Source organism: Acinetobacter rathckeae (assembly GCF_015627125.1).
In the GTDB taxonomy this organism is placed as follows: domain Bacteria; phylum Pseudomonadota; class Gammaproteobacteria; order Pseudomonadales; family Moraxellaceae; genus Acinetobacter; species Acinetobacter rathckeae.
On the sequence record NZ_VTDO01000001.1, the window covers coordinates 410,667 to 434,798 of the forward strand.

Annotated in this window: 19 protein-coding genes, 1 tRNA gene and 2 pseudogenes; 4 read left to right on the top strand and 18 right to left on the bottom strand. The window is 38.5% G+C overall.

Annotation, left to right across the window (positions count from 1 at the left end):
• The 9 genes from rpsR to ppsA form a co-directional block, all read right to left on the bottom strand.
• Positions 1–228, bottom strand: a complete 228-nt coding sequence (rpsR, locus tag I2F31_RS01920) for a 30S ribosomal protein S18 (RefSeq protein ID WP_092748871.1) — start codon at positions 226–228, stop codon at positions 1–3.
• A gap of 11 nt (positions 229–239) precedes the next feature.
• On the bottom strand, positions 240–629 hold the full coding sequence (gene rpsF / locus I2F31_RS01925; protein WP_195773330.1) for a 30S ribosomal protein S6: 390 nt from the start codon (positions 627–629) through the stop codon (positions 240–242).
• Between the two features lie 177 nt (positions 630–806).
• The gene (gene cyoE / locus I2F31_RS01930; RefSeq protein ID WP_195768008.1) at positions 807–1,685 is read right to left on the bottom strand and encodes a heme o synthase; all 879 of its coding nucleotides are present in this window, start codon (positions 1,683–1,685) and stop codon (positions 807–809) included.
• A gap of 10 nt (positions 1,686–1,695) precedes the next feature.
• Positions 1,696–2,022 carry a cytochrome o ubiquinol oxidase subunit IV gene (locus I2F31_RS01935; RefSeq protein WP_195768007.1) on the bottom strand — a complete coding sequence of 109 codons (327 nt, stop codon included), beginning with the start codon at positions 2,020–2,022 and terminating at the stop codon, positions 1,696–1,698.
• Entirely contained in the window at positions 2,019–2,639 is a 621-nt protein-coding gene (gene cyoC, locus I2F31_RS01940) for a cytochrome o ubiquinol oxidase subunit III (protein ID WP_195768006.1), read from the bottom strand. Before cyoC ends, I2F31_RS01935 begins: the two co-directional genes overlap by 4 nt.
• Positions 2,640–2,642: 3 nt before the next feature.
• The gene (cyoB, locus tag I2F31_RS01945; RefSeq protein ID WP_195768005.1) at positions 2,643–4,637 is read right to left on the bottom strand and encodes a cytochrome o ubiquinol oxidase subunit I; all 1,995 of its coding nucleotides are present in this window, start codon (positions 4,635–4,637) and stop codon (positions 2,643–2,645) included.
• Between the two features lie 3 nt (positions 4,638–4,640).
• On the bottom strand, positions 4,641–5,681 hold the full coding sequence (gene cyoA, locus I2F31_RS01950; RefSeq protein WP_195773331.1) for a ubiquinol oxidase subunit II: 1,041 nt from the start codon (positions 5,679–5,681) through the stop codon (positions 4,641–4,643).
• Positions 5,682–5,963: 282 nt separating this feature from the next.
• Positions 5,964–6,683: an RDD family protein gene (locus I2F31_RS01955; RefSeq protein WP_195768003.1), complete on the bottom strand. Its 720-nt coding sequence runs from the start codon at positions 6,681–6,683 to the stop codon at positions 5,964–5,966.
• 64 nt (positions 6,684–6,747) lie between these two features.
• Positions 6,748–9,126: a phosphoenolpyruvate synthase gene (gene ppsA / locus I2F31_RS01960; RefSeq protein WP_195773332.1), complete on the bottom strand. Its 2,379-nt coding sequence runs from the start codon at positions 9,124–9,126 to the stop codon at positions 6,748–6,750.
• Positions 9,127–9,283: 157 nt separating this feature from the next.
• Between ppsA and ppsR the strand changes: the two genes are divergently transcribed.
• Positions 9,284–10,120: a posphoenolpyruvate synthetase regulatory kinase/phosphorylase PpsR gene (gene ppsR / locus I2F31_RS01965; protein WP_195768001.1), complete on the top strand. Its 837-nt coding sequence runs from the start codon at positions 9,284–9,286 to the stop codon at positions 10,118–10,120.
• A gap of 156 nt (positions 10,121–10,276) precedes the next feature.
• Here ppsR and folE2 read toward each other — a convergent pair whose 3' ends face one another.
• Positions 10,277–11,146, bottom strand: coding sequence for a GTP cyclohydrolase FolE2 (folE2, locus tag I2F31_RS01970; protein ID WP_195768000.1), 870 nt, complete (start codon positions 11,144–11,146; stop codon positions 10,277–10,279).
• Positions 11,147–11,374: 228 nt separating this feature from the next.
• Positions 11,375–12,127 carry a D-Ala-D-Ala carboxypeptidase family metallohydrolase gene (locus I2F31_RS01975; protein ID WP_195767999.1) on the bottom strand — a complete coding sequence of 251 codons (753 nt, stop codon included), beginning with the start codon at positions 12,125–12,127 and terminating at the stop codon, positions 11,375–11,377.
• A 409-nt stretch (positions 12,128–12,536) separates the two neighbouring features.
• Between I2F31_RS01975 and ahpF the strand changes: the two genes are divergently transcribed.
• Together ahpF and I2F31_RS01985 are read left to right on the top strand one after the other, a co-directional pair.
• Positions 12,537–14,102, top strand: a complete 1,566-nt coding sequence (ahpF, locus tag I2F31_RS01980) for an alkyl hydroperoxide reductase subunit F (RefSeq protein WP_195767998.1) — start codon at positions 12,537–12,539, stop codon at positions 14,100–14,102.
• 173 nt (positions 14,103–14,275) lie between these two features.
• Positions 14,276–14,626 (top strand): annotated as a pseudogene (locus I2F31_RS01985) (transposase); the annotation flags it as partial.
• Here the strand turns inward: I2F31_RS01985 and I2F31_RS01990 are convergent.
• Positions 14,626–16,368: a rhamnogalacturonan lyase B N-terminal domain-containing protein gene (locus I2F31_RS01990; protein ID WP_195773333.1), complete on the bottom strand. Its 1,743-nt coding sequence runs from the start codon at positions 16,366–16,368 to the stop codon at positions 14,626–14,628. The pseudogene I2F31_RS01985 and the gene I2F31_RS01990 overlap by 1 nt on opposite strands.
• Before the next feature lie 299 nt (positions 16,369–16,667).
• Here I2F31_RS01990 and I2F31_RS01995 point away from each other — a divergent pair.
• Positions 16,668–16,916, top strand: a pseudogene (locus I2F31_RS01995) (GNAT family N-acetyltransferase); the annotation flags it as partial.
• Between the two features lie 364 nt (positions 16,917–17,280).
• Here I2F31_RS01995 and I2F31_RS02000 read toward each other — a convergent pair.
• From I2F31_RS02000 to I2F31_RS02025, 6 genes are all read right to left on the bottom strand, one after another.
• Positions 17,281–18,057 (bottom strand): DODA-type extradiol aromatic ring-opening family dioxygenase, encoded by a 777-nt coding sequence (locus tag I2F31_RS02000; RefSeq protein WP_195767995.1) that lies wholly within the window; start codon positions 18,055–18,057, stop codon positions 17,281–17,283.
• Positions 18,058–18,075: 18 nt separating this feature from the next.
• Positions 18,076–18,555 carry a 23S rRNA (pseudouridine(1915)-N(3))-methyltransferase RlmH gene (rlmH, locus tag I2F31_RS02005; protein ID WP_195767994.1) on the bottom strand — a complete coding sequence of 160 codons (480 nt, stop codon included), beginning with the start codon at positions 18,553–18,555 and terminating at the stop codon, positions 18,076–18,078.
• Positions 18,556–18,676: 121 nt separating this feature from the next.
• Entirely contained in the window at positions 18,677–21,109 is a 2,433-nt protein-coding gene (gene lon / locus I2F31_RS02010; protein WP_195767993.1) for an endopeptidase La, read from the bottom strand.
• A gap of 143 nt (positions 21,110–21,252) precedes the next feature.
• Entirely contained in the window at positions 21,253–21,822 is a 570-nt protein-coding gene (locus I2F31_RS02015) for a 5-formyltetrahydrofolate cyclo-ligase (RefSeq protein ID WP_195773334.1), read from the bottom strand.
• Between the two features lie 509 nt (positions 21,823–22,331).
• Complete coding sequence (locus I2F31_RS02020) at positions 22,332–23,672, bottom strand: MFS transporter (protein ID WP_195773335.1); 1,341 nt, start codon at positions 23,670–23,672, stop codon at positions 22,332–22,334.
• Positions 23,673–23,846: 174 nt separating this feature from the next.
• Positions 23,847–23,932 (bottom strand) — tRNA-Leu (locus tag I2F31_RS02025).
• Positions 23,933–24,132 lie beyond the last annotated feature (200 nt).

The window sequence follows — 24,132 nt, forward strand, 5'->3', positions numbered from 1 at the left end:
TCACTTATGGTTGTCAGTGTACGGAATCAAAGCCAAGAAACGAGCTTGTTTAATAGCAAGTGCAAGTTGGCGTTGATAACGTGCTTTTGTACCAGTGATACGGCTAGGAACAATCTTGCCGTTTTCAGTGATATACTGTTTTAAAGTATCGATATCTTTATAGTCGATGTATGCAACTTTCTCTGCTGTGAAGCGACAGAACTTGCGACGACGGTAAAAACGTGCCATGTGTGTTCTCCTTATGCTTCAGCAGAGTCTTGAGTTGAGTGTTGTGCTTCTTCACGTTGTGCTTTACGCGCACGCTTTTCTTCAGCACTCTTTGCAAGTAAAGATTCTTCTGTAATTGCAGTATCACGGCGAATAACAACATTACGAATAATTGCGTCGTTGTAACGGAATAATTCGTTTAATTCGTCAAGCGTAGTTTGACCACATTCAACATTCATTAAAATGTAGTGTGCTTTGTGAATTTTGTTGATAGGGTATGCCAATTGGCGACGGCCCCAATCTTCTAAGCGCTGGATTTGACCTTCAGCTTCTTTAATGTGAGAGATATAGCGTTCTACCATACCTACCACTTGATCGCTTTGGTCTGGATGTACCAGAAGTACGATTTCGTAGTGACGCATTGTCAGCTCCTTACGGATTATACAGCTTCTAATTTATATTTTAGAAGCAAGGAGGCATACTATTTAGTATGTCGCTTAAGCGAAGCGAAATAGTAAAGGAGTTTAGATTGTTTTTCAAGTAATTGTGCTAGAAAAGATATAAAAATAGAGTGTTAATCCACTCTATTTTTAATTGCTTTAAAATAATGGCAAGTATGGGGCAGGAGATTGATAACTAAAACTTAAACTAATACTTAACGCTGTGATTAAAATCACAGAGTATAGAAAATAGCGTTTTGCCCAAAGCTGGTCATCTACTGCTTTAAAGCCAATAATTGATAAGTAGATCCAATAAGCACAGAGTGTATTGAATGTAATTAAGAAAAATATATTTGTATAGTTAAAGCAATATAATCCATTCAGTACAGCAGTAAATAAAAGTACATAAATAAAGCTTTCTATTTTGGTACGTTTTATTGAACGTGCAACAGGGAGTATCGGAATGTTGGCACTTTTGTAGTCATCAAAGCGGTAAATTGCAATTCCCCAAGAGTGGGGCATTTGCCATAAACCATAAGCCAGAAAAACAAGCAGTGCTGCAATATCAAAGGAATGTGATACAGCAGTATAACCAACTACAGGTGGGCAAGCACCTGAAATACTACCAATAATGGTTTGATGAATTGATGTACGTTTTGACCAAAGGCTATAGAAAAATACATAAACAACAAAACCAAGTACGGCCGCCCCAAAAGCATACATATTTGTAAACACCCACAATAAGGTGAGACCAGATATGCCTAAAACAAATGCATAAATGAGTGCAGCTGTTGGTGAAATGCTTTTTGTGACAAGTGCACGGTTTTGTGTGCGTTGCATTTTATGATCAATATCTTGGTCGATAAAGTTATTGATAACACAACCCGATGCCACAACTAAACTTGTGCCAATGAGGGTGATTAAGAGGAGGAGAATATCTATATTGCCTTGGGCGGCTAAGAAAAAGCCACCCAAGGTAGTAACGAAGTTACCAAAGATAATCCCTGGTTTGGTCAGGATTATATATTTTTTCAGCATGACAACCAGTTTAGATCATCATGTTGTAGTGAAGGTAGTTCATTACCCATACAGAACCAATTAACAAAATTGCAATGGTTAAAATGGTATAGATAAATGCAATAACATTCCAACGTTGTTCTTCAGACGAGTTCATATGTAAGAAGAAGATTAACTGAACAAGAATTTGAATAATTGCAGTAATACCAACGACTGAAAGAAGAAGTGTTCTACTAAAACCACCTGACATGACCATACCAAAAGGTAAGATCGTTAAGATGATTGATAGAATGAAGCCAACAGTATATTGCTTCATACTACCGTGAGATGCACCTGATGCGTGATTATCATGACTCATGAGATAGCTCCCATTAAGTAAACAACACTAAATACACAAATCCAAACGATGTCTAGGAAATGCCAAAACAGGCTCAAACATGCTAAACGACGTGTATTTGGTAAAGTTAAACCATTTTTCTTGATCTGCAACATTAGAATGATCATCCAGACAATACCAGATGTCACGTGGATACCGTGAGTACCGACAAGTGTAAAGAATGCAGATAAGAAAGCACTATGTGTTGGTCCATGTCCAGCTTCTACAAGGTGATGAAACTCGTAAAGCTCCATCCCAATGAATGTCATACCAAATAGACATGTGATCATGAGCCAAGTTAAAACACCTTTTACATTGTTTTTGTAACGTGCAAGCACGGCAAATCCAAATGTAACTGATGAAATCAATAAGGCAAATGTTTCAATTAACACAAAGCCTAAAGATTCACTGAATAGCTCATGTGGTGATGGTGTTCCAGCTGGAATATGTGATTGTAAAACCACGTAAGCGATGAAGAGCGTACCAAAAAGTACAAGGTCGCTCATCAAGTAAGTCCAGAAACCAAACACAGTAATGTCTGTATCGTCATGATGGTGTTCATCATGAGCGTTGTTTCCGTGATGAAGTACTTCAGCCATGTCTTAGTCCTTCTTCAAGTGTTTTTCTAAAACGGCAAAGCGTTCATTTTCGATACGCTCAACTTCAGCAGCAGGAACGTAATAGTCAACTTTCTTAGTGTTACTACTATTAATTAAAGTAATAATCGTTGCTACGAAAGAAACAATTACAAGCCACCAAATATGCCAAATCAGAGCAAAACCTAAAATAGTGATCAATATCGCCATAATAAAGCCGGCAGAGCGGTTTGTAGGCATATGAATATCTTCATATTTTTCAGGTTTGTTATAAGCGACCCCATTTTCTTTGTCTAACCAGAAGCGATCAATGTGTTCGCCTTGTGGTAGGTATGCAAAGTTATAAAAAGGTGCTGGTGATGAGGTTGACCATTCAAATGTACGACCGTCACCCCATGCATCGCCTGTATAGTCCATGTTATCTTTACGTTGTAAGTAACCAACAATAACCTGCATAACAAAGCAAAAAATACCGAGTGCAACAAGTACTGCACCAACCATTGCAATTTGTAGATATGGCGTCCATTCAGGGTTGTCATAGGTACTTAGACGACGTGTCATACCCATAAAGCCAAGAATGTATAATGGCATAAATGCAAAGTAGAAACCAATGAACCAAAACCAGAACGATGCTTTACCCCATGCTTCGTTGAGTTTCCAACCAAACATTTTTGGCCACCAGAATGTAATACCAGCAAATAGTGCAAATACCACACCACCGATAATGACATTATGGAAGTGAGCGATGAGGAATAGCGAGTTGTGTACTAAGAAGTCTGCTGGCGGTAATGCCATTAAGACACCTGTTAAACCACCGATACCAAAAGTGATTAAGAAACCTAGTGTCCATAGCATTGGTGATGTGAATGTAATGCGACCTTTGTACATGGTAAATAGCCATGAGAAGATTTTAACCCCTGTTGGGATTGCAATCACCATGGTCATGATACCAAAGAATGCATTTACGTTTGCACCAGCACCCATCGTAAAGAAGTGATGTAACCACACAATTAAAGACAGTACAGCAATAGCAAGTGTTGCATAGACCATCGTTTTATAGCCAAACAATGCTTTGCGTGCAAAAGTAGGTACAACTTCAGAGTATACGCCAAAAGCAGGCAATACTAGGATATATACTTCTGGGTGACCCCATGTCCAAATCAAGTTTACATAAAGCATTGGACTACCACCAAGCTCATTTGTAAAGAAGTGGAAGTCAAAGTAACGATCTAGCGTAAGCATTGCGACAGTTGCAGTCAGTACAGGGAATGTTGCAACAATCAGTACACATGTACATAGTGCAGTCCATGTGAAAATTGGCATATCCATGAGCTTCATGCCAGGTGCGCGCATTTTTATAATCGTTACAAGGAAGTTCACCCCTGTAAGTAGCGTACCTAAACCAGAAACTTGGATTGACCAAATCCAATAGTCGACACCAACGCCTGGTGAGTATTGAATACCTGAAAGTGGTGGGTAAGCCATCCAACCTGTTGCGCCGAATTCACCTAAAACAAGTGAAGCCATAATCAGGCCTGCAGCACCTGCAAAAAGCCAGAAACTAAATTGGTTGAGAATAGGGAAAGCAACGTCACGTGCACCAATTTGTAGTGGTACAACGATATTCATTAGACCAACAACAAGACCCATTGCCACGAAGAAAATCATGATGACACCGTGTGCGGTGAAGATCTGATCATAGTGGTCTGGGTGTAAGTAGCCTGTACCGCCACTACCTGCAAGGAATAGTTGTAAACGCATCATAAATGCATCTGCAAAGCCACGTAATAGCATGACGACAGATACAATAATGTACATAATACCAATTTTTTTATGGTCTACTGAAGTAGCCCACTCTCTCCACAGGTATCCCCATTTTTTGAAGTAGGTAATTCCTGCAAATACAGCAATCGCACCGATTGCCATAATGATTGCGGTAACAATTACAATGGGTTCTTTTGGAATGGCACCCCATCCAATTTTACCTAGTAGCATCTCCATGTTTTATTCTCCTGCAGAGGCTGCATGTTGCATATTTGCTTGAGAAGAACCTTGAGCACCATGATAGTTACTCATATATTTATTAATCACTTGCTTAAATAAATCTGGTTCAACTGAAGAATAGTATGTCACAGGATATGGTTTTGTAGGGTAAGGGCCCATACGCTCAGCTTCTTCGGCAATTTCTTTTTGTTTAGGTGTTCTTGCATCCATTAACATAGCTTCGATTTGGTGGTGAGAACGTTCACCATCGCGTAGCGATTGTAATGTTGCAAAATCTAAAGTGCCTTTTTGAATAGCTGAAGTGTCGTTGTTATTACCTTTACCAGCTTGTACGTCACTAATCCATTTTTTAAAGTCAGCATCAGTTACACTGTGTGCTTTAAAATGCATTTGTGAGAAACCATAACCGTTATAGTTAGATGCAAAACCGCGGAAGATACCTACTTCATTTGCAAGAACGTGTAGGTGGGTCTGCATACCTGCCATTGCATAGATTTGACCTGCTAACTGTGGAATGAAGAAAGACGTCATTGTAAAGTCAGAGGTAATATGGAAGTGTACTGGTGTTTGCTCAGGAATACGAAGTTCGTTCACCGTAGCAATTTTTTGCTCTGGATAAACAAATACCCATTTAAACGGTTCTGCAATCACTTGAACATCTAATGGTTTTTTATCAGATTCTGCATCAAGTGGTTTGTATGGATCGTATTGGTGAGAACCCCACCATGCCATCCAAGCCAATATAGCGATAATAATAATAGGAACGCCCCATACAACGATTTCAATCGCAGTTGAGTGTGCCCATGTTGGTTTATAGTCTGCCTCTTTATTTGACGCGCGATATTTCCAACCAAACCAAAGAGCCATAATAATTGATGGAATAACCACCAATAGCATAAGGTAAATTGCAGTCATCATTAAGCCACTTTGGCCTGCTGCAACTGGACCTTTTGAGTTTAGAAGTACTAAATCACCACCACACCCACTGAGAAGTGCAGAAATCACAGATAAAGACAATACAGCTAATATTGTTTGTCTCATTTTACAACCTCGGTGAAGAGAGCCCATGTATATGGATTATAACTATGGGATAGCGATTATAGTGACGGTAACTTTATCATTGAGTATTTAAAGTTTATTACACCGCTACTTTATAGGGCATTATGCCTCATATTAAGCAACTACGCTACATTTAGAGGCTTTTAAATTGGCAGTTTTAAATCCAACAGTTTCAGTTGGATTTAAATGAAAGGTGTGTATATATGTATATATAATAGTGACTTAATGTTTTTTTTGGTTTTTTTATAAGCCCTTTTTTTTGGGTTATTTTTTACTCTCTTTTATCACTTTTGTTTTAGATAAACGGTCGTGTAAGGTTTGTCTATTTTTACCAAACCCGAAAGCATAGTCAATAATGCTCATTAATGGACTAGATACCATGTTGAATATAATAAAAAATACACTGCGAATAAGAAAGATACGAGTGAGTGGGACTTTACTTTCATTGATTTGATCAACAATTTTGATCTTAGTCACAATCTTACCAATACTTTGGCCCCGTTTGTTGAGCAAAAAAGCTTGGATGATGAGCATAACAAGAATATAAGCTAACATGGCAAACCATGCTTGGTTTGGCATAAGGTGTATGAATTCACTTAGAGTTGGCTGGTTAACGCTGTTCTTGAAAGCTTCTAATTGTTTAACATGTTCTGTATTAAGAGAAAGGGAAAAAATAATAAGTGCAATAAACCAAAGGAGCATATCGATCATTTTAGCAAGTATACGAGACTGAATGCTTGCAAGCTCAACTGGCGTTACTTTTTGTGGGTGGGCCTCATTTGGCTGAGGAGTGTTGTGTGTGTAGCCTTCAGGGTAGTATTGTAATTGCCCACGGGTGAGTTCACCTAAAGCTTTCCATTCAGTCATGCCCTGATGCCATGCTAAATCTGTGAGTAAAATTTGTTGATCTTGGAGCATTTGATTGATTTGCTCTAGGGAGTATGGCCCAGCTTGCTGACCATTTCGAGCCAAATAAATTTGCATAAAACTATAATCTCAGTAAAAAAGACCCTTGAAAGGGTCTTTTTTAACATGTTTTTAAGATAACTTAAAGTGGTTTACTGTCTTGCTTTGCTAAGAAGAACCAAGTGTCTAATACTGAGTCTGGATTGAGTGATACAGATTCAATACCTTGTTCCATGAGCCAATAAGCAAGGTCAGGGTGGTCTGAAGGTCCTTGACCACAGATACCTACATATTTACCTGCTTTTTTACATGCTTGAATGGCCATAGAAAGCAATACTTTAACGGCTGCATCACGCTCATCAAAGAGTTGAGATACAATCCCTGAATCACGGTCTAGACCTAAAGTCAGCTGTGTTAAGTCATTTGAACCGATTGAGAAGCCATCAAAGTGTTCTAGGAATTGATCTGCAAGTAAAGCATTTGTTGGCAATTCACACATCATAATGACTTTAAGGCCATTTTTACCACGGCGTAACCCATTTTCAGCCAATAGCTCGATCACTCGTTTTGCTTCATTGACTGTACGGACAAATGGAATCATGATTTGTACGTTGGTTAAACCCATTTCGTCACGTACTTTCTTGAGCGCACGACATTCGAGCTCAAAGCAATCACGGAAATTTTCAGAGACGTAACGGCTTGCACCACGGAAACCAAGCATTGGGTTTTCTTCTTCAGGCTCATAGAGCTTACCACCAATAAGGTTGGCATACTCATTTGATTTGAAGTCAGACATACGCACAATAACTGGTTTATCATGAAAAGCTGATGCTAATGTTGCAATCCCTTCAACCAGTTTTTCTACATAAAAGTCTACTGCTGAGTCATAACCTGCAATACGTGTAGAGATGGTTGATTTGAGCTCTCTTGGTAAGCTTTCTAGGTTAAGCAGAGCTTTTGGATGCACACCAATCATACGGTTAATGATGAACTCTAAACGAGCTAGACCAATACCTGCATTTGGAATTTGAGCAAAGTCAAAGGCACGATCTGGGTTACCCACATTCATCATGACTTTAAATGGTAATGGTGGCATTGAGTCGATGGTATTACGTTGAATTTCGAAGTTTAGTTGGCCTTCATAAATAAAGCCAGTGTCGCCTTCAGCACATGAAACGGTTACGTCTTGGTCTTCGCTAAGAAGTTCTGTTGCATTGCCACAACCGACAATTGCAGGTACACCAAGCTCACGAGCAATAATTGCTGCGTGACAAGTACGACCACCACGGTTGGTAATAATGGCAGAAGCACGTTTCATGACAGGTTCCCAGTCTGGGTCAGTCATATCTGAAACGAGTACGTCGCCATTTTGTACTTTATCCATTTCATCAATAGAAGTAACAATACGGACCTTACCTGAACCAATACGTTGACCAATTGAGCGACCTTCAGCAAGTACCGTACCTTTTTCTTTGAGTAGGTAGCGTTCCATCGTGCTGACGTTTTGACGGCTTTTTACTGTTTCAGGGCGTGCTTGAACAATATATAAACGGCCATCATCGCCATCTTTTGCCCACTCGATGTCCATTGGCGCACCGTAGTGTTGTTCAATAATCATGGCTTGCTTAGCGAGCTCATGTAATTCGGCATCTGTAAGAGAGAATCGTTGACGTTCAGTTTTTTCAACTTCAACAATAGATACAGATTTACCTGCAGATGCTTCGTCGCTATACACCATTTTTTGGTGTTTTGAACCTAAGTTACGACGAACAACGGCATGTTTTTCTGCTTTAAGTAGTGGTTTAGAAAGGTAAAACTCGTCAGGGTTAACTGCACCTTGTACCACCATTTCACCGAGGCCGTAAGATGATGTGATAAATACCACATCACGGAAGCCTGATTCTGTGTCTAGGGTAAACATGACGCCTGCCGCACCTGTTTCAGAGCGAACCATGCGTTGAATACCCGCAGATAATGCCACAAGTTTGTGGTCAAAGCCCTGATGAACGCGGTATGAAATAGCACGGTCATTGAATAGTGATGCAAACACTTCTTTAATGGCAATGAGGACGTTGTCTATGCCACGAATATTTAGGAAAGTTTCTTGCTGTCCTGCAAAAGAGGCATCTGGTAAGTCTTCTGCAGTTGCAGATGAACGTACAGCGACTGCAATATCTGCATTACCGCTTGCAAGTGTATTAAATGCATCTCGCACACTTTTTTCAAGTGCCGGTGTAAGCGGCGTTTCAATGATCCATTGGCGGATTTGTGCACCAGTTTTAGTCAGTGCTTGAATATCGTCAACGTCTAGTGTGTCTAGAGCTGCTTGAATTTTTGAGTTAAGACCACTTTGCTCAAGAAATTCACGATATGCTGCTGCCGTAGTTGCAAAGCCACCCGGTACAGATACACCTGCAGTAGAAAGATGACTGATCATTTCCCCCAAAGATGAGTTCTTCCCACCTACGAGTTCAACATCATGCTTTCCTAGTTTTTCTAGACCAATTACGTGCGATTCCAAAGTAGCTTCTCCACTTTTTCAGTATGTTATTTGTTCGCTAGTATCTTAATGGAGTAAAGTTTTTTGGCTTTTTAACTTCAAGCCATACATACTTATCTCCGATGGGGCTTACTATAAAGAATATAGCCGACTATGACAAATATTTGAGGAGTTTTTCATGCCCGAAAATCAACAAATTGAACGAAGTGTGTTTTTTATTTCTGATGGGACGGCAATTACTGCTGAAACTTTAGGCCATTCGTTATTGGCGCAGTTTCCAAATGTAAAATTCAATGTACATATTATTCCATATATTTCTTCTGAAGAAGACGCTTTAAAAGTGGTACAGGAAATCAATGCATGTCAGCAGGTGGAGGGGGAGTTACCGCTGGTATTTGATACGTTGGTGAATCCACATGTGCGAGAAATTATTAATACAGCCAATGCAGTGAATTTAGATGTTTTTGAAGGCATGATTAGTAAGCTTGAGCAAGAGCTGAAAACATCACCAACCAGTTTGGTTGGGCAAACACATGCGGTGATTGACTCAGAATATTATAAAGCACGTATTGATGCTGTACATTTTGCTTTAGATAATGATGATGGGGCGCGAACTCGACATTATGATAAAGCAGATATTATTTTAATTGGTGTTTCTCGCTCAGGAAAAACCCCAACCGCAATTTATTTGTCATTACAGTTTGGTATTCGAGTGGCAAATTATCCACTTACAGAAGAAGACCTTGATGACAACCGTTTGCCGAAGGTTTTGCGTGAGCATAAGGCCAAACTGTTTGGTTTAATGATAGATGCAGATCGTTTAGTAGCGATTCGTACCGAGCGTAAAGCGGGTAGTCGTTATGCCAGTTATAGCCAATGTCAAATGGAACTGAGAGCGATAGAGGGAATTTATATTTCTGAAGGCATTCCATTTTTAAATGTGTCTGAAATGTCAATTGAGGAAATCTCGACCCGTGTTTTACAAATTACGGGCTTAAAACGCCGTATTAGTTAAGCCTATTTTTAAAAATTTTAAATCTCATATTTGGCCTTATTTACGTGTTTTTAGTTCATGTAATTTATATAGATTATGAGTTTGAATGAATAGTTTATTAGCTCAGCATGAGTGTCATGATATTGGCGTTTAAGGAGTGCCTTAAACGCCTTATTTTTAGGTAAGAGTTTGGTCTAGGTAAGCAACAGCATTGTGTGAATGTAGGCTTTCATAGTGCGTCACTTTCGTGTGCCAAAGAGAGTACTTATTTTTTAATACATGGCCAATGCGTCGGGCAGCATCTTCAACAAACATTAGGTTTTGTCCATTACGCTGTGCAAAAGCTTGTTCATCTGCACGCTTAACTGCAGTTTGAGTGGCTGTTTGTAATGTGTTTTCAATAGTTTGAATCAGCTGGTATACATCAATGTCTACTTTACTTGTAATACTAACTTGAGCGGTGCTTCGCTGACTATGTGGTGTTGCGAGGCTAGCATGTTGTGTAATCCAGTCAGCAATTTCTGATTTATTTATCTGATCAGCGTTTGTAAAGTCATGAATGAGTTGATCTTTAATGATTTGGCGAGATAATGCTGCTGAGCATGGGCAAGTGGATGAGTACTCTATGTCAACGGTGTAACAAAGTATTAATTCCTCAGCGTTTAACTGTGCTTGTATGGTAATAGGGTAATATTTCCAGCCACTAATTTGAGGTGTTTTAAGTGCATATTGCTGTATTGGTAATTTGAAATGGAGTGTTAAACGGGCTTGATTGGTATTGTCTGCTTGGTGTGTGGCAATGATTTGACGAAGTTGGGTTTCGATTGTGTTGGCATTAATGTCTGTGAGCTTTTGCAACTGTAAAAATACTCTAGACATGTGAATGCCTTTAGTGTTTTCTTTGGGTACATTGATGTGAATATCTGCAGTGCTCAAAATGGTTTTGTTGTTGAGTTGCAGTGGTAAGGCAATGTTCTCCATACCAACCCAATTGATTGGGCTAAAATACTGTGGCAATTGTTGTGTTGATACATCTGGGAGTTGCATGAGGTTAGAATCTAAAATAAGTTATGTTATAATATAACATTAAATATGCTAAGAAGTGAATTAAAGCTAAATTTCACTCAATTTGGTAAGGTTTAGTGATTTTTCTATAAGTATTTTTAGATTAAAAACATCAAAATATAAGAGAGTTGAATATCTTTAATTGCGAAAGCTCATGGGTGTTGTTCTTTCGCAATGCTTTAGCAGTCATATTATTTGAGGTTAAGAGTGTTAGGGAATAATTTCACCACACAGTGAAGTACGCCAGCTGTGATTATAGCCCCATGTTCTAAAGCCTAAAGTATCTATGTGAATTTGCCCTGATTCATAAATGCCAATGCCCATGTTGTAATACTTTCCTTGAGTTTGCCAAAAACGACATAGTGCAATTTTAGTTTGTTGAATTTGATAGCTATCTTCAGGGGTTGGATTTTCAGGGCCAATTCTAAAATCGATGGCCGCATTTTTAACATGGCTTGAGCTTTTTGCACCACCCGCACAGCTGTTTAAATTAGGCGATCTGTAACTTGAGGTGACTTCAATATTATTTGCAGAAATAATGCCTTGATCTTTGAGTGTTTTGAATAATTTTAATGTGGGTACAGCGTACTCCCATACTTCCATAGGCGGAACGTTGTATTCACTTGCATTGCAGTTTTGCCATTCTCTTGCTGAACGTAGCATTTGATAGTCAGGTACAATAAAGTCGGCCTGTCTTTGCTTTAAATAGGCTTTGTATTGGCTCAGTTGTTGTTGATTTTGTGTTTGAAATAACCAGTTAGTATAGGTAACAGGTTGTAGCGTTGTAATTATTTTTAAGGTGGGCGGTGGTGTCGGTATTTGTTGTGTAGGTGCAGGTGTTAAAGTATTGACTACTGTTGGAATGATGACTTTTTGTGTAGTCACTTGTGGCTGAGATACACATGCACTCAATGAGCCAATGCAGATTAAACTTATGATGGTATATGTATATGTTTTTTGCATAGTTATTCAGTAAAATTACCCTTTCATTTGTTATACTATAACGCAAAGTGAAATGTCGTATATTTATGTATTAAGTTTGAGTGACTTGCTGACTAAGTTGTGATAACTCCAAACGTAATCTATGGTTTTAGCCTTAAAACAATTATTTGACTATCTAGACAAATATGATCTGTAGTCGTTTTACTTAAGATGGCTCTTGGGTTGAGTGATTCCTGTTATAGTGATCAGAGGTCTATACAATTTATTATTTCATAATACTGATTTTTTAGCATTTATTTGTAGATAAAGTAAGTCTTTTATGGTTATTTGAAAAACCGATTATATCTATAAAAATATACTGTTTTGACTATATGTTAAATTTGGGTAGTATGTTTTCAAGCACAGAAAAACTCCCTTGGAGACGCAAATAATGTTAGACCAAAATATTAAAGCACAGTTAAAAGGCTATTTAGAACGTCTAGAAAGCCCAATTGAATTGGTTGCTTCTTTAGATGAATCAGATAAAGCAATTAAAATTAAAGAATTAGTCACAGAAGTAGCAGCACTATCTGATAAAGTGACAGCACGTTTAGATGGTCAAAATACACGCCGTCCAAGTTTTGGTATTGCAAAAGCAGGCGAAGAGCCTCGAGTTTATTTTGCTGGCTTGCCTATGGGCCATGAGTTTACATCGTTAATTTTGGCATTACTACAAGTCTCTGGTTATCCACCAAAAGTATCTGATGAAGTACTGGCTCAAATTAAAGCTTTAAGTCTTAAAGCAAACTTTGACGTGTTTGTATCACTGACATGTCATAACTGCCCAGACGTTGTACAAGCGTTAAACTTAATTGCTGTGAATAATCCAAATACGACAGCAACTATGATTGATGGTTCATTCTTCCAAGACGAAGTTGAGCAACGTAAAATTATGGCTGTACCGATGGTGTTTCAAGACAATGAACACATTGGCCAAGGTCGTATGACGCTAGAAGAAATTATTGCGAAATTAGATACCAATTCTGCGGAAAAAGAAGCAGAAAAATTAAATGCAAAAGAAGCATTTGATGTTTTAGTTGTAGGTGGTGGTCCTGCAGGTGGTACGGCAGCCATTTATGCGGCACGTAAAGGCATTAAAACAGGGATTGTTGCAGAGCGTTTTGGTGGTCAAGTCATGGACACCATGGACATTGAAAACTTCACCACAGTACAACGTACCGTTGGGCCTAAATTTACCAGTGATATGGAAGCACATGTACGAGAGTACAATGTAGATATTATGAATCTACAACGTGTAAAAACGCTTACTGGTGCTGATAAAACTGCAAATGGTCTAGTGTCACTTGAATTAGAAAATGGTGCTGTACTTGAGTCTAAAACAGTGATTCTTTCTACAGGGGCACGCTGGAGAGAGCTAAACGTACCTGGTGAAGTAGAATACCGTACTCGTGGTGTAGCGTATTGCCCACACTGTGATGGCCCATTATTTAAAGGCAAACATGTTGCTGTGATTGGTGGTGGTAACTCAGGTGTTGAAGCAGCCATTGATCTTGCAGGTATTGTAGAGCACGTGACATTAATTGAGTTTAGTGACAAGCTTCTTGCAGACCAAGTGTTACAAGATAAACTGCACAGCTTACCAAATAGTACGGTGATTAAAAGTGCGCTCACTACAGAAGTGATTGGTGATGGTAGTCAAGTAACAGGTCTTAAATACAAAGACCGTACGACTGATGAAGAACATGTGGTGAACTTGGCGGGTATTTTTGTACAAATTGGTTTGTTGCCAAACACAGACTTCTTAAAAGCAAGTGATGTTGAGTTGTCACCTCGTGGTGAAGTTGTGATTGATAGCCGTAATGAAACCAATGTAAAAGGTGTTTTTGCTGCAGGTGACTGTACAACGGTACCGTACAAGCAAATTATTATTGCAACAGGCGAGGGTGCAAAAGCATCGCTGTCAGCATTTGATTATATTATTCGCTCAGGCCAATAAGTGCGTATTTAAAAAAGCCAAAGCTTCGTCTTTGGCTTTTTTATTTTTACTATTTTGAAAGGCTTGTTAGCTGATTTTTTATTGGGCATTTTGACGTTATTGATGCCGAATAATTAAAATAAATTTAGATAACCCGAATCATGGATAAGGTTGGTGGTTGAAAAAGTAAAGGAACAGCTTTATCAAATGGACATGTTGCAGATATTAAAATGGTGGAAGATTTAGTCAATGGTTTTAAAGCGCCAGTTTATGCAGATCATGGTTATATTAGCCACGATTTCAAAGAGAAACTAAAGTTACAAGGCGTTGATTTGGTGACTTACCATCGCAAAAATATGCAGGTTATTCAGTTATCTAAGATAGATCGGCATCATTTAAAACAAAGAAATAAGATCGAACATTATTTAGTTACAAGTAAAGTGAGAAGTATTCAAGGGTATTTATCTGGAATTTATGCCTATTTATGTGCGTATCATATTTGTCATGTGAATAAGCCGACCATTCAGATGGTGTATGCTTCGGCTTACACAGGATTCGGGTTATATATAATATCTATTGCATCGACTGAAAAACCTGGGCTTAAAAAATTTTGACCTTGTTGACCACTAATAACGCTAAGTTGTAATTGATTTTCTCCAAGCTTTAAAACATCTTGAGGGATATTAAATATAAACATTGTATTTCGCCCTCTATATGTACCAACCGTTGCGGTTCTTGTTTTCGGTTGCTCACTCATAGGTTGTAGTTGACCTTTCCATCTATTTAATACAATAGCGGGACGCCCTCCAAACCAAGCATTAGTAATACCTATACGTAATTTAGCATTTTTAGGAACTTGCTTTAAATTAAAATGTAGTGCTATAGGAGTATTAACACTTTTCCACAAATAAGCAGGAAATTCTCTATCTGACTGTTTCCCAATCCTAAAATCTGTAACATGCCAGTTTTGCATTCTGAAATCACTAGGATGCATCCAAGTAAGCTGACCACCATTTAAAAACTCCGTTGGTTTACCATCCCAATATCCTATTCGCCATAGAACGCTATCTTTTTCAGGATCATTTTCATTTTTAAAAGGTAAAAGTGTTGTTACTTTTTCAGGTAAAATCTCGACAGCTTGTGTAGCGACTGCAAGCTCTCCTTTATATAAAGTTGCTGTATAATTCCCCGCAATAATATCCTTAATTACTGTATGACCTTGCAAGTCTATATCTCCCCAATACTGTGCGGTCGCATTATTCAACACCAAAGTCATAGGTCTAGAGTCTTTGGTGTGATCTGCCGTATTGAAGGCAAGTGCTCCACGCTGATCTTTAGCAATATAATGGTCTAAGTCCATTCTTCTTAACCAAGATACATCTAACCCTGAAGGTGGTGCACCATTCGTAAAATAGAGTGTATATTGATTTAATGTATTGATTCTAAATGGCTCAGTTTGTGCCTCACCATAATTAACAATATATGTGAGCTCCTGATCAGATGCACCTTGCATTTTTAAGCTTCTATAAAAAGGGCCACCTGAGCCACCCTCATTGTTGTCTCTGATCATCCAAATACCGACATTTTTTCCCGTTGCACCAAAGTAAACCCAATCTTTTAAACGACTATTCGAATAGTGTTTTGAATGAATTTCTCCATCTGACATCTCAAAAATATCGTGTGCTTCAACTGTTTTTATATTATTAATAATCTCTGAACATTGTGCACCATTTGGCAGTGTGTTATGTGGTACACGTACTACAAATCGAACTAAGTTAGGAATAGGCTCTTCACTAAATGTATCTGCCATAAAAATAGCAGGGATACCTTGTCTAAATAGATAGTAGTGTTTCAATTTTCCTGCGTTTACAACCACTTTAATATGATTTTTATCTACATAACTTGCTGTTACTGTTGCAGGGTTCTGACTTGTATAGAGCTGATTAAAACCTGAATTAATTTGACTGCCTTTTAATGAATCTTGATATTCAACACCATGGTAAAGCATTGAAGAAATATCACCTGTACCTATATGTGTACCAAATCGATTATGCTTTTGAACCTCAACAACAAGCCCTGCTCCTGTATTAATTTGATAAAAATCATTGGTTTCTAACAGTTGAAAAGGTGCTTCCTGTTTTATTTTTTCAGGCTCTCCAAACATTTGCATTGATAGTGGTGTACTCACAGCTAAGGCATGACCATCTGAGGCATTTGATGTACACATTTCAGCAGCATTTTGTAATGCAAATGCTTGCGTGTGAACTAAGGCTAGAGTAGCAATCAATATGTAATGAAAGCCCTTTTTTTTCGTTTTAAGATCAGGAGAAAACACCATACAAATTATTCTTTTACAGTAAGTTTATTTAGTATCCAACGGCGAGACAATCATCTATGTAAGATTATACGGAACTATTTTGCTTAATCGATAACTTTTGTATCCAGTTTAAGCCTGTTTATTTTGAGGTACTCAAGGAATCAGGGGGATATAGCGTTCCCGCCAAGCATTTTTAGAGCTATCAGAGGTCATTTTTCTAGCCGTATGGTCATATCTAAGTAGCTCCTTTCTCTGGAGTTGTTTTTTATTGGATAGGTGAAAAATTCTGGGGGAAAGGGATTGCCACTGAAGCAACTAAAATGGTTATAGATATTGCCTTCCATAAATTAAAATTTGAAAGACTTGAAACATCTGCACTTCCTTGGAATACACAATCTATAAGGGTGTTACAAAAGTGTGGGTTTTCCAAAAAGGCTAATGAGAAAAATAGAATCATCAAAGATGGAAAATCTATCGACTGTGATATTTATTTTATAATTAACTCAAATGATGGATAAACTTAGCAGTTTAAAAGAAGGTGATTAGAGTAAGGTAGGAATGTTAAAATCTGAAAATTTAACGCCCATACAATTATATTACAGCTTTATTTTGTACAGCAGATCATTATAAAATGTGAACTACTTATTAGAGTAAGATAAGCATTTCAAGCCTATAACCTTCAAAATCGAGCCCATCAGAACATAAGCTATATCATTTTAATCACTTTTTATCTTCATTTAAAAAATACTTTAAATCTTTATCTGAAAGTATTCTATGAATAAACAAGAGTTCACTAGGGGGTATGCTTTGAGTTTGTGATTTATAAAAGACGCTTAGGCCTATTACTAAGCCATACAAATGCTCTTTACTCTGTATGTACTTTTAGTCAAAGCGATAAATATCCATACCTAATGAGCCCATAGAAAAACTACTATGCACAATACTAAATGTTTTTCCTGTCCCCATTGCAAAAAATAGCGGTGCAAGGTGTTCTAATGTAGGGTGGTTCTGTGCAATATAAGGTAAGTTTTGCCAATCAAGTACGCCATCTTGATGACCTTGTTGTAACTGTTGCACGACATAGTTTCTAAAGAGAGATGCCCATATTGGCGTAGGTGCATCTGTTTCATGCCATGTGAGTTCGCGAAGATTGTGAGTAATACTACCAGAGCCTATGACCAGTATTTGCTCTTTACGTAGCACAGAGACGATTTCACCAATACGGTGAATTTGTGCTGCTGTGTATTTTGTAGGGAGTGACAATGTAATGACAGGAATATCTGCATCTGGGTACATATGTAAAAGAGGCATCCAAACGCCGTGATCTCTTGGTCGACTGCTGTTGGCATGCGCTGAAATTTGATGTTCAGCAAATAAACTCAGTAATCGTTCTGAAATTTCAAGAGAGCCAGGTGCAGGGTACTTGATTTGATACAAAAGTTCAGGGAAACCACGAAAGTCATGCCATGTGTTGGGGCGAGTTGCTGTACTTACTTCCAGTACATCACTTTCCCAATGTGCAGACATCACAATAATTGCTTGCGGTTTAGGTAAGTTTGTACTTAGGCGGTGTAATGCAGGCCCAACTTGTTCTGGGTTGAGTGCGAGCATTGGCGAGCCATGTGAAATAAATAAACCTGGCAACGTATGTAAAGGCATTATTCCTCTCTTAATCATTTATGCACGGTGATAGGGGTGGTTGTGGTTAATGGTCATACCTCTGTAGAGTTGTTCAATCAGCATTACACGTACTAAAGGGTGTGGTAGTGTTAGTTTAGATAAAGACCAGTGCCAAACGGCTTTTTGCTTGACTGCTTGACTTAAACCATCTGGGCCACCAATCGCTAAAGCAATATCTTGACCTGATAACATCCACTCTTGCATAGTGCTTGCAAGCTTTTCGGTACTGAACTCCCGACCATTGACTTCTAATGCAATGAGTATTTCATTGGCTTTGAGTGCAGATAAAATACTTTCACCTTCAATTTGACAGTATTTTAAAATATCTGCATCAGAGTCATTTTTACCTCGTTTTGCCATGGGTAACTCTACAAACTGAGTTTGTACAAATGGTTGAATGCGTTTTAAGTAGTCTTCCACACCAGTAAGTACCCATGCAGGCATCTTTTGTCCAATACTGAGTATTCTAATCTTCATAATGCTTTGTTGCGTAGTCTATAAATTAAAACGCAGTATAGCGAAAATAGAACAACCAATTAAGTGGAATCTCGATATGCTAGAAAAAATAAAGCCACTTCATGAAGTGGCTTTATTGAGCTTAATGTCTAGTGGCTTTTGGGGTGGCCACAGGTTTACTTATTGGGGTGGGTAGTGGTTTTGGCATTTCAGTGAGTGCCAATGGCAACACATCATCAATGTTTTTTACTGCTTTAATTTCTAAGCCTTCTTTGACATTGTCTGGGATCTCGGCCAAATCTCTGACGTTATCTTGAGGGATAAAGACAAGCTGAATACCACCACGGTGAGCAGCAAGTAGCTTTTCTTTTAAACCACCAATGCGTAATGCATGACCACGTAATGAGGTTTCACCTGTCATGGCAATATCTGCACGAATAGGTATGCCTGTAAAAGCAGAAACCAATGCGGTAGTGAGTGCCAAGCCTGCAGATGGGCCATCTTTAGGTGTTGCACCTTCAGGTAAATGTACGTGTACATCGGTTTCATCGAAGCGACTGGCTTCAATACCGAGTTCATCAGCACGTGTACGTAGTACCGTCATAGCAGCGGTAATTGATTCTTTCATGACATCGCCAAGTGAACCTGTGGTAATGAATTTACCTTTACCTTTCACTGCAGCCACTTCAATGGTTAAGAGTTCACCACCAACAGATGTCCAAGCAAGACCATTGACACGGCCAACTTCTGCCTGTTCTTCGGCAATACCATAGTCAAACTTATGTGCACCTAAGTAATCTGGAAGGTTTGTTATACCCACTTCCGTTTCTAGGTTCTTGGCTTTTTTACTGACAGCTTCTTTGACTACTTTACGAGCAACTTTAGAAATTTCTCGTTGTAGGCTACGAACACCTGCTTCACGGGTGTAGCGACGTACAATATCTCGAATCGCTTCTTCGTGTACGGTCAGTTCTTTGCCACGTAAGCCGTTGTCTTTAATCGCTTTAGGTACAAGGTATCGTGATGCAATATTCACTTTTTCATCTTCGGTATAACCCGGTAGACGAATGACCTCCATACGGTCAAGCAATGCTTCAGGAATGTTCATGCTATTTGCTGTACAAATAAACATAACTTCTGAAAGGTCTAAGTCTAAGTCCAAATAATGGTCATTAAACTTATTGTTTTGTGATGGGTCGAGCACCTCAAGCAGTGCAGATGATGGATCGCCACGGTAGTCCTGAGCCATTTTATCGATTTCATCGAGTAAAAAGAGCGGATTTTTCACCCCAACCTTTGTGAGTGACTGCACAATTTTACCCGGCATAGCACCAATATAAGTACGTCTATGACCACGTATCTCTGCTTCGTCTCGTACACCACCTAAAGCCATGCGTACAAACTCACGACCTGTAGCTTTAGCAACAGATTCACCTAAAGAGGTTTTACCAACCCCTGGTGGGCCTACAAGGCATAAAATTGGACCACGAAGTTTTTTCACACGAGATTGAACAGCCAAGTACTCTACAATACGTTCTTTAACTTCATCTAGCCCATAGTGGTCTTTGTCTAAGATGTCTTGTGCTTTGTTAAGATTAATACTAACTTTGCTGGCTTTGTTCCACGGCGTATCTAAAATTGCTTCTAAATAGTTACGGACAACCGCAGCTTCACTTGATGCAGGTTGCATTGCTTTGAGTTTGCGGAATTCAGACTCAGCTTTTTTACGTACGTGCTCAGGTAAGTCTGCTTCTGCAAGGCGTTTTTCTAGCTCAGCAATTTCATCTTCTGCACCACCATTAATATCAGAGAGTTCACGTTGAATCACTTTCATCTTTTCATTGAGAAAGTATTCACGCTGGTTTTTTTCCATCTGACGTTTTACGTTGTCATGTAGGCCTTGTTCAATCTGTTGTTCTTCAGATTGTTGAACGAGGTAAGTTGTAAGCTCTTTGTAATGGCTATTGAAGTCATTATATTCTAAGAACTTTTGCTTCGCTTCAATGGTGAGCGGTGCACGGGTGGCAACAAAAAATAGTAATTGTTGTAAGTCTTCAATTTTATTTGCTGCGGTAATTAGTTCACGGGAATTACGTAGTTTTGCTTCTGCATATTGTGCAAAGAGCCCTTGTAAATCTTGTATCGCCGTGTTTTGAGCATCTTGATCTAAGTCAACCGCAATAGGGCTAATTTCATGTTCAGCACATAAGTAGTCGTCATGCTCATTGATGATCGCTTTTAGCTCAGAACGGTGTAAGCCTTCAATTAAGACTTTAATGCAGTTTTCATCATTTTCATGATTAACGACCTGTATAATTTTTGCAACAGTACCATATTGGTATAAGTTATTCTGGTCGATATCTTCAGTGAGAGAATCTTTTTGTGCAACTACAAAAACCAAGTTGTCATTGGCTCGAGCAACATCGACTGCTTTGATTGATTTTTCACGACCAACAAACAGTGCGATTTGCATATGTGGGTAAACGACCACATCACGAAGCGCCAATAAAGGCAATACATTTTGTATTGGGGTTGCTTCTTTGAAATCATCGTGATTTAAAATTTGTTCAGCCATGGGCACTCCTAATGAGTAACAACAATGTTGCTAAGTATCATTTTATAGTGAAGTGCTTTTGAAAAATTACAAGGGTGTTTCAGAGAAAAACGCTAAAAAAACACAGAAGTGCCTAAAAATAAAGCATTGTTGCTGTTGTTTGTTTAAAAATAATAGGCTTGATCTGTAGTAAATAGTGCGTGAATGGGTTGATCCCAAACCTCTCTAATCACAGCTGTGGGAATGTACTGAAAGTTATGGGAAATACCTAATCTATACGGTTTGTAAGGGGCTGTGGCGAGTGTTCGATCATAAAAACCACCGCCCATACCAATACGTGTACCTAAAGCATCACAGGCGAGTAGTGGCATAATCAAAAGATCTAAAATATGAACAGAATGCCCGCGTTGTTTAGGTTCATACATGCCTAAATGATGTCGACTAAATCTTTTTTGTAGATACTGTTGCTGTGTTACTTTCACCCACTTTAACTGTTTATTTAGCTGAGATACTTGAGGCAAATATACGGATTTTTTATGTTTAAAACATTGCATGATGAGTAGGTGAGTGCGTACTTCGCCAAAGGCATGCAAATAAAGCCCAATACGTTGTGCTTTTTTAAATAGAGCAGAGTGTATAACACGTGCACAAATACGTTGTTCGGTACGTTGTTGCACTCTATGAGAAAGGGATCTACGCTTTTTTCTAAGTAGGCTACGTTGAATCTTTTGCATTATTGATTTGGCTATGTGTTTGATGGTTTGGTTTGTATTTGAGTGTGCAGAGAATGCATTGAATTTTCAATATTTATTTGAGCTTGTTTTGCTTGTTGGGTCAGTTGATCTATTTTTTTACATTAGGTTGGATTGTTCCTCTGCCTTAGCCAACTCAAGTGCAATCTGATTGGCTTGCATAATCGATTTGCTTCGCTACTTTTAATATTTACGCTACTTAGGTCATGGTTAAACTTTTTTGCAAAAGTCTCTGGTTCTGTGACCTCTTGTTTTACTAATACTATATCAAGTAAGTTAAGAGGGCAGATTTAATGTCTTCTGTTTGGTTTTGACAAATGTTTGTTGTCAATCATGCTCGTTATCATAACAGACCAAGTAAAGATCACAGTTTTGCGCATGGCCTTAAACTGAGAAAAACTAAAGAATGTAACCTGAAAATGGTATTTAAATTTTTGTTTAAATACAAAAAATATCAGCTGTATTTTAAGTACAGTTGATATTTAAATCGATTAGGCTGAATTTGCTCGCTCACGTAAAGCATCTTCAAAGAGTTTTTGCTCTTTTTCTTTGTGCGCTGTTGAAAAGCGAATCGTTAATACACATACGCCAGCAATGCTCACTAATATGCCTAAAATCATCAGACAGGTTTGAATGTCTAACATACCTTTCAGTAAAAAACCTGCTGCTACAGCACCAACATTACCACCTGCACCAATAATACCTGCAACACCACCTAATGCATCTCTATCTATAAATGGTACGAGTGCATAAGTTGCCCCACAAGCCATATGCGTGAAAATGGCAAAAATAGTCATGCTTAAGATAGCCAATAAAGGGGTTTGCATTTGTGAGAAAAGGACTAAGAAAATACCTTCTAACGCAATCATGCAAAATAAGACTTTGGTACGTCCATCTAAACCTTTGGTGATGGCAATGCGGTCAGATACGATACCGCCTAATGCGCGTGCAAAAAGTGCTAATAAGCCAAAAATACCTGCGGTAAGACCAGCCTCTTTAAGGCCAAATTTAAATTGGTCTACATAGTACATAGCAACAACGTTGTGTATGAAAATCTCAATACCAAAACACGCGCCATAAGCTGTAAATAAGACCCATACTCGGTAGTTTTTGGCGGCATGTAGTAAAATGGCGAGGCCACCTTTTTTGCCACTACTCACGTATATGCCTTGAGCGTGTAATTCCTTGAAATTACCTTGAGGGCAATCTTGTGTGAATTTCCAATACATGATGCCAACAATAATCATCATGACCCCAGGCACAACGAGGGCAAAACGCCAACCTAAGGTTTGCTCAACACCAAACATGACCAAAGCAGACAGTAAAAAGGGCATGAGAGCTTGTGTTGCACCACCACCAGAATTTCCCCAACCTGCTGTAGTTGCATTTGCCGTACCTACAACGTTGGGGGCAAACATAATACTGGTATGGTATTGCGTCACTACAAAGCTTGCTCCAATAGAACCAATAAGTAGTCTAAAAAATAAAAACATTTCATAACTATTGGCAGCCGCTAGTCCAAATACAGGAATACTTCCAATGAGAAGAAGACCAGTATGTGTTTTACGTGGGCCATATTTATCACATAGTGGCCCAACAATCAGACGAACTAAGATCGTAATTGCAACAGCGGCAATATTAATGTTGGCAATTTGGTTTTTACTTAAATGAAATTCATCTGCAATCACTGGCATAAGTGGTGCACAGGCAAACCATGCAAAAAAACAGACAAAAAAAGCGAGCCAACTCATATGGAAAGCTCGCATCGCTGCTGTTTTAAAGTTGAATAGGTGTATTCGAGTCGCTTTTTTCGCACTTAAATCAATAGACATTGTATGGCTCTATAGCATGGTTGCATTTTAAACATGCTTATAACATTACATAAAGAATACATAAAGTAACTTTTAGAAATAAAATGGATTTTTTATTGATTATTTAAATAGAAAAAAAGGCACAAAAAAACCAGCTTAAAGCTGGTTTTTTATTGGCACCATTTTTAATTAAAATGGTGCCCGGGGCCGGACTCGAACCGGCACGCTTTGAGGGCGGGGGATTTTAAATCCCCTGTGTCTACCTATTTCACCACCCGGGCATGTGCGCAATAATAGTGAAAAAAATGATAAATGGCAATAGATTAGGACATATTAATGGAGAGACTGTTCATAAAATAACTCATTTTAGCTTTTGTTGATGCATTTAAGGTTTGATTATGATGAAAATGAAGAAATTCTTAGTTTTTAGGGTAATTGTTTAGTGATAAAAATCATCATGGCTAGAGTTTTATTTTTAATT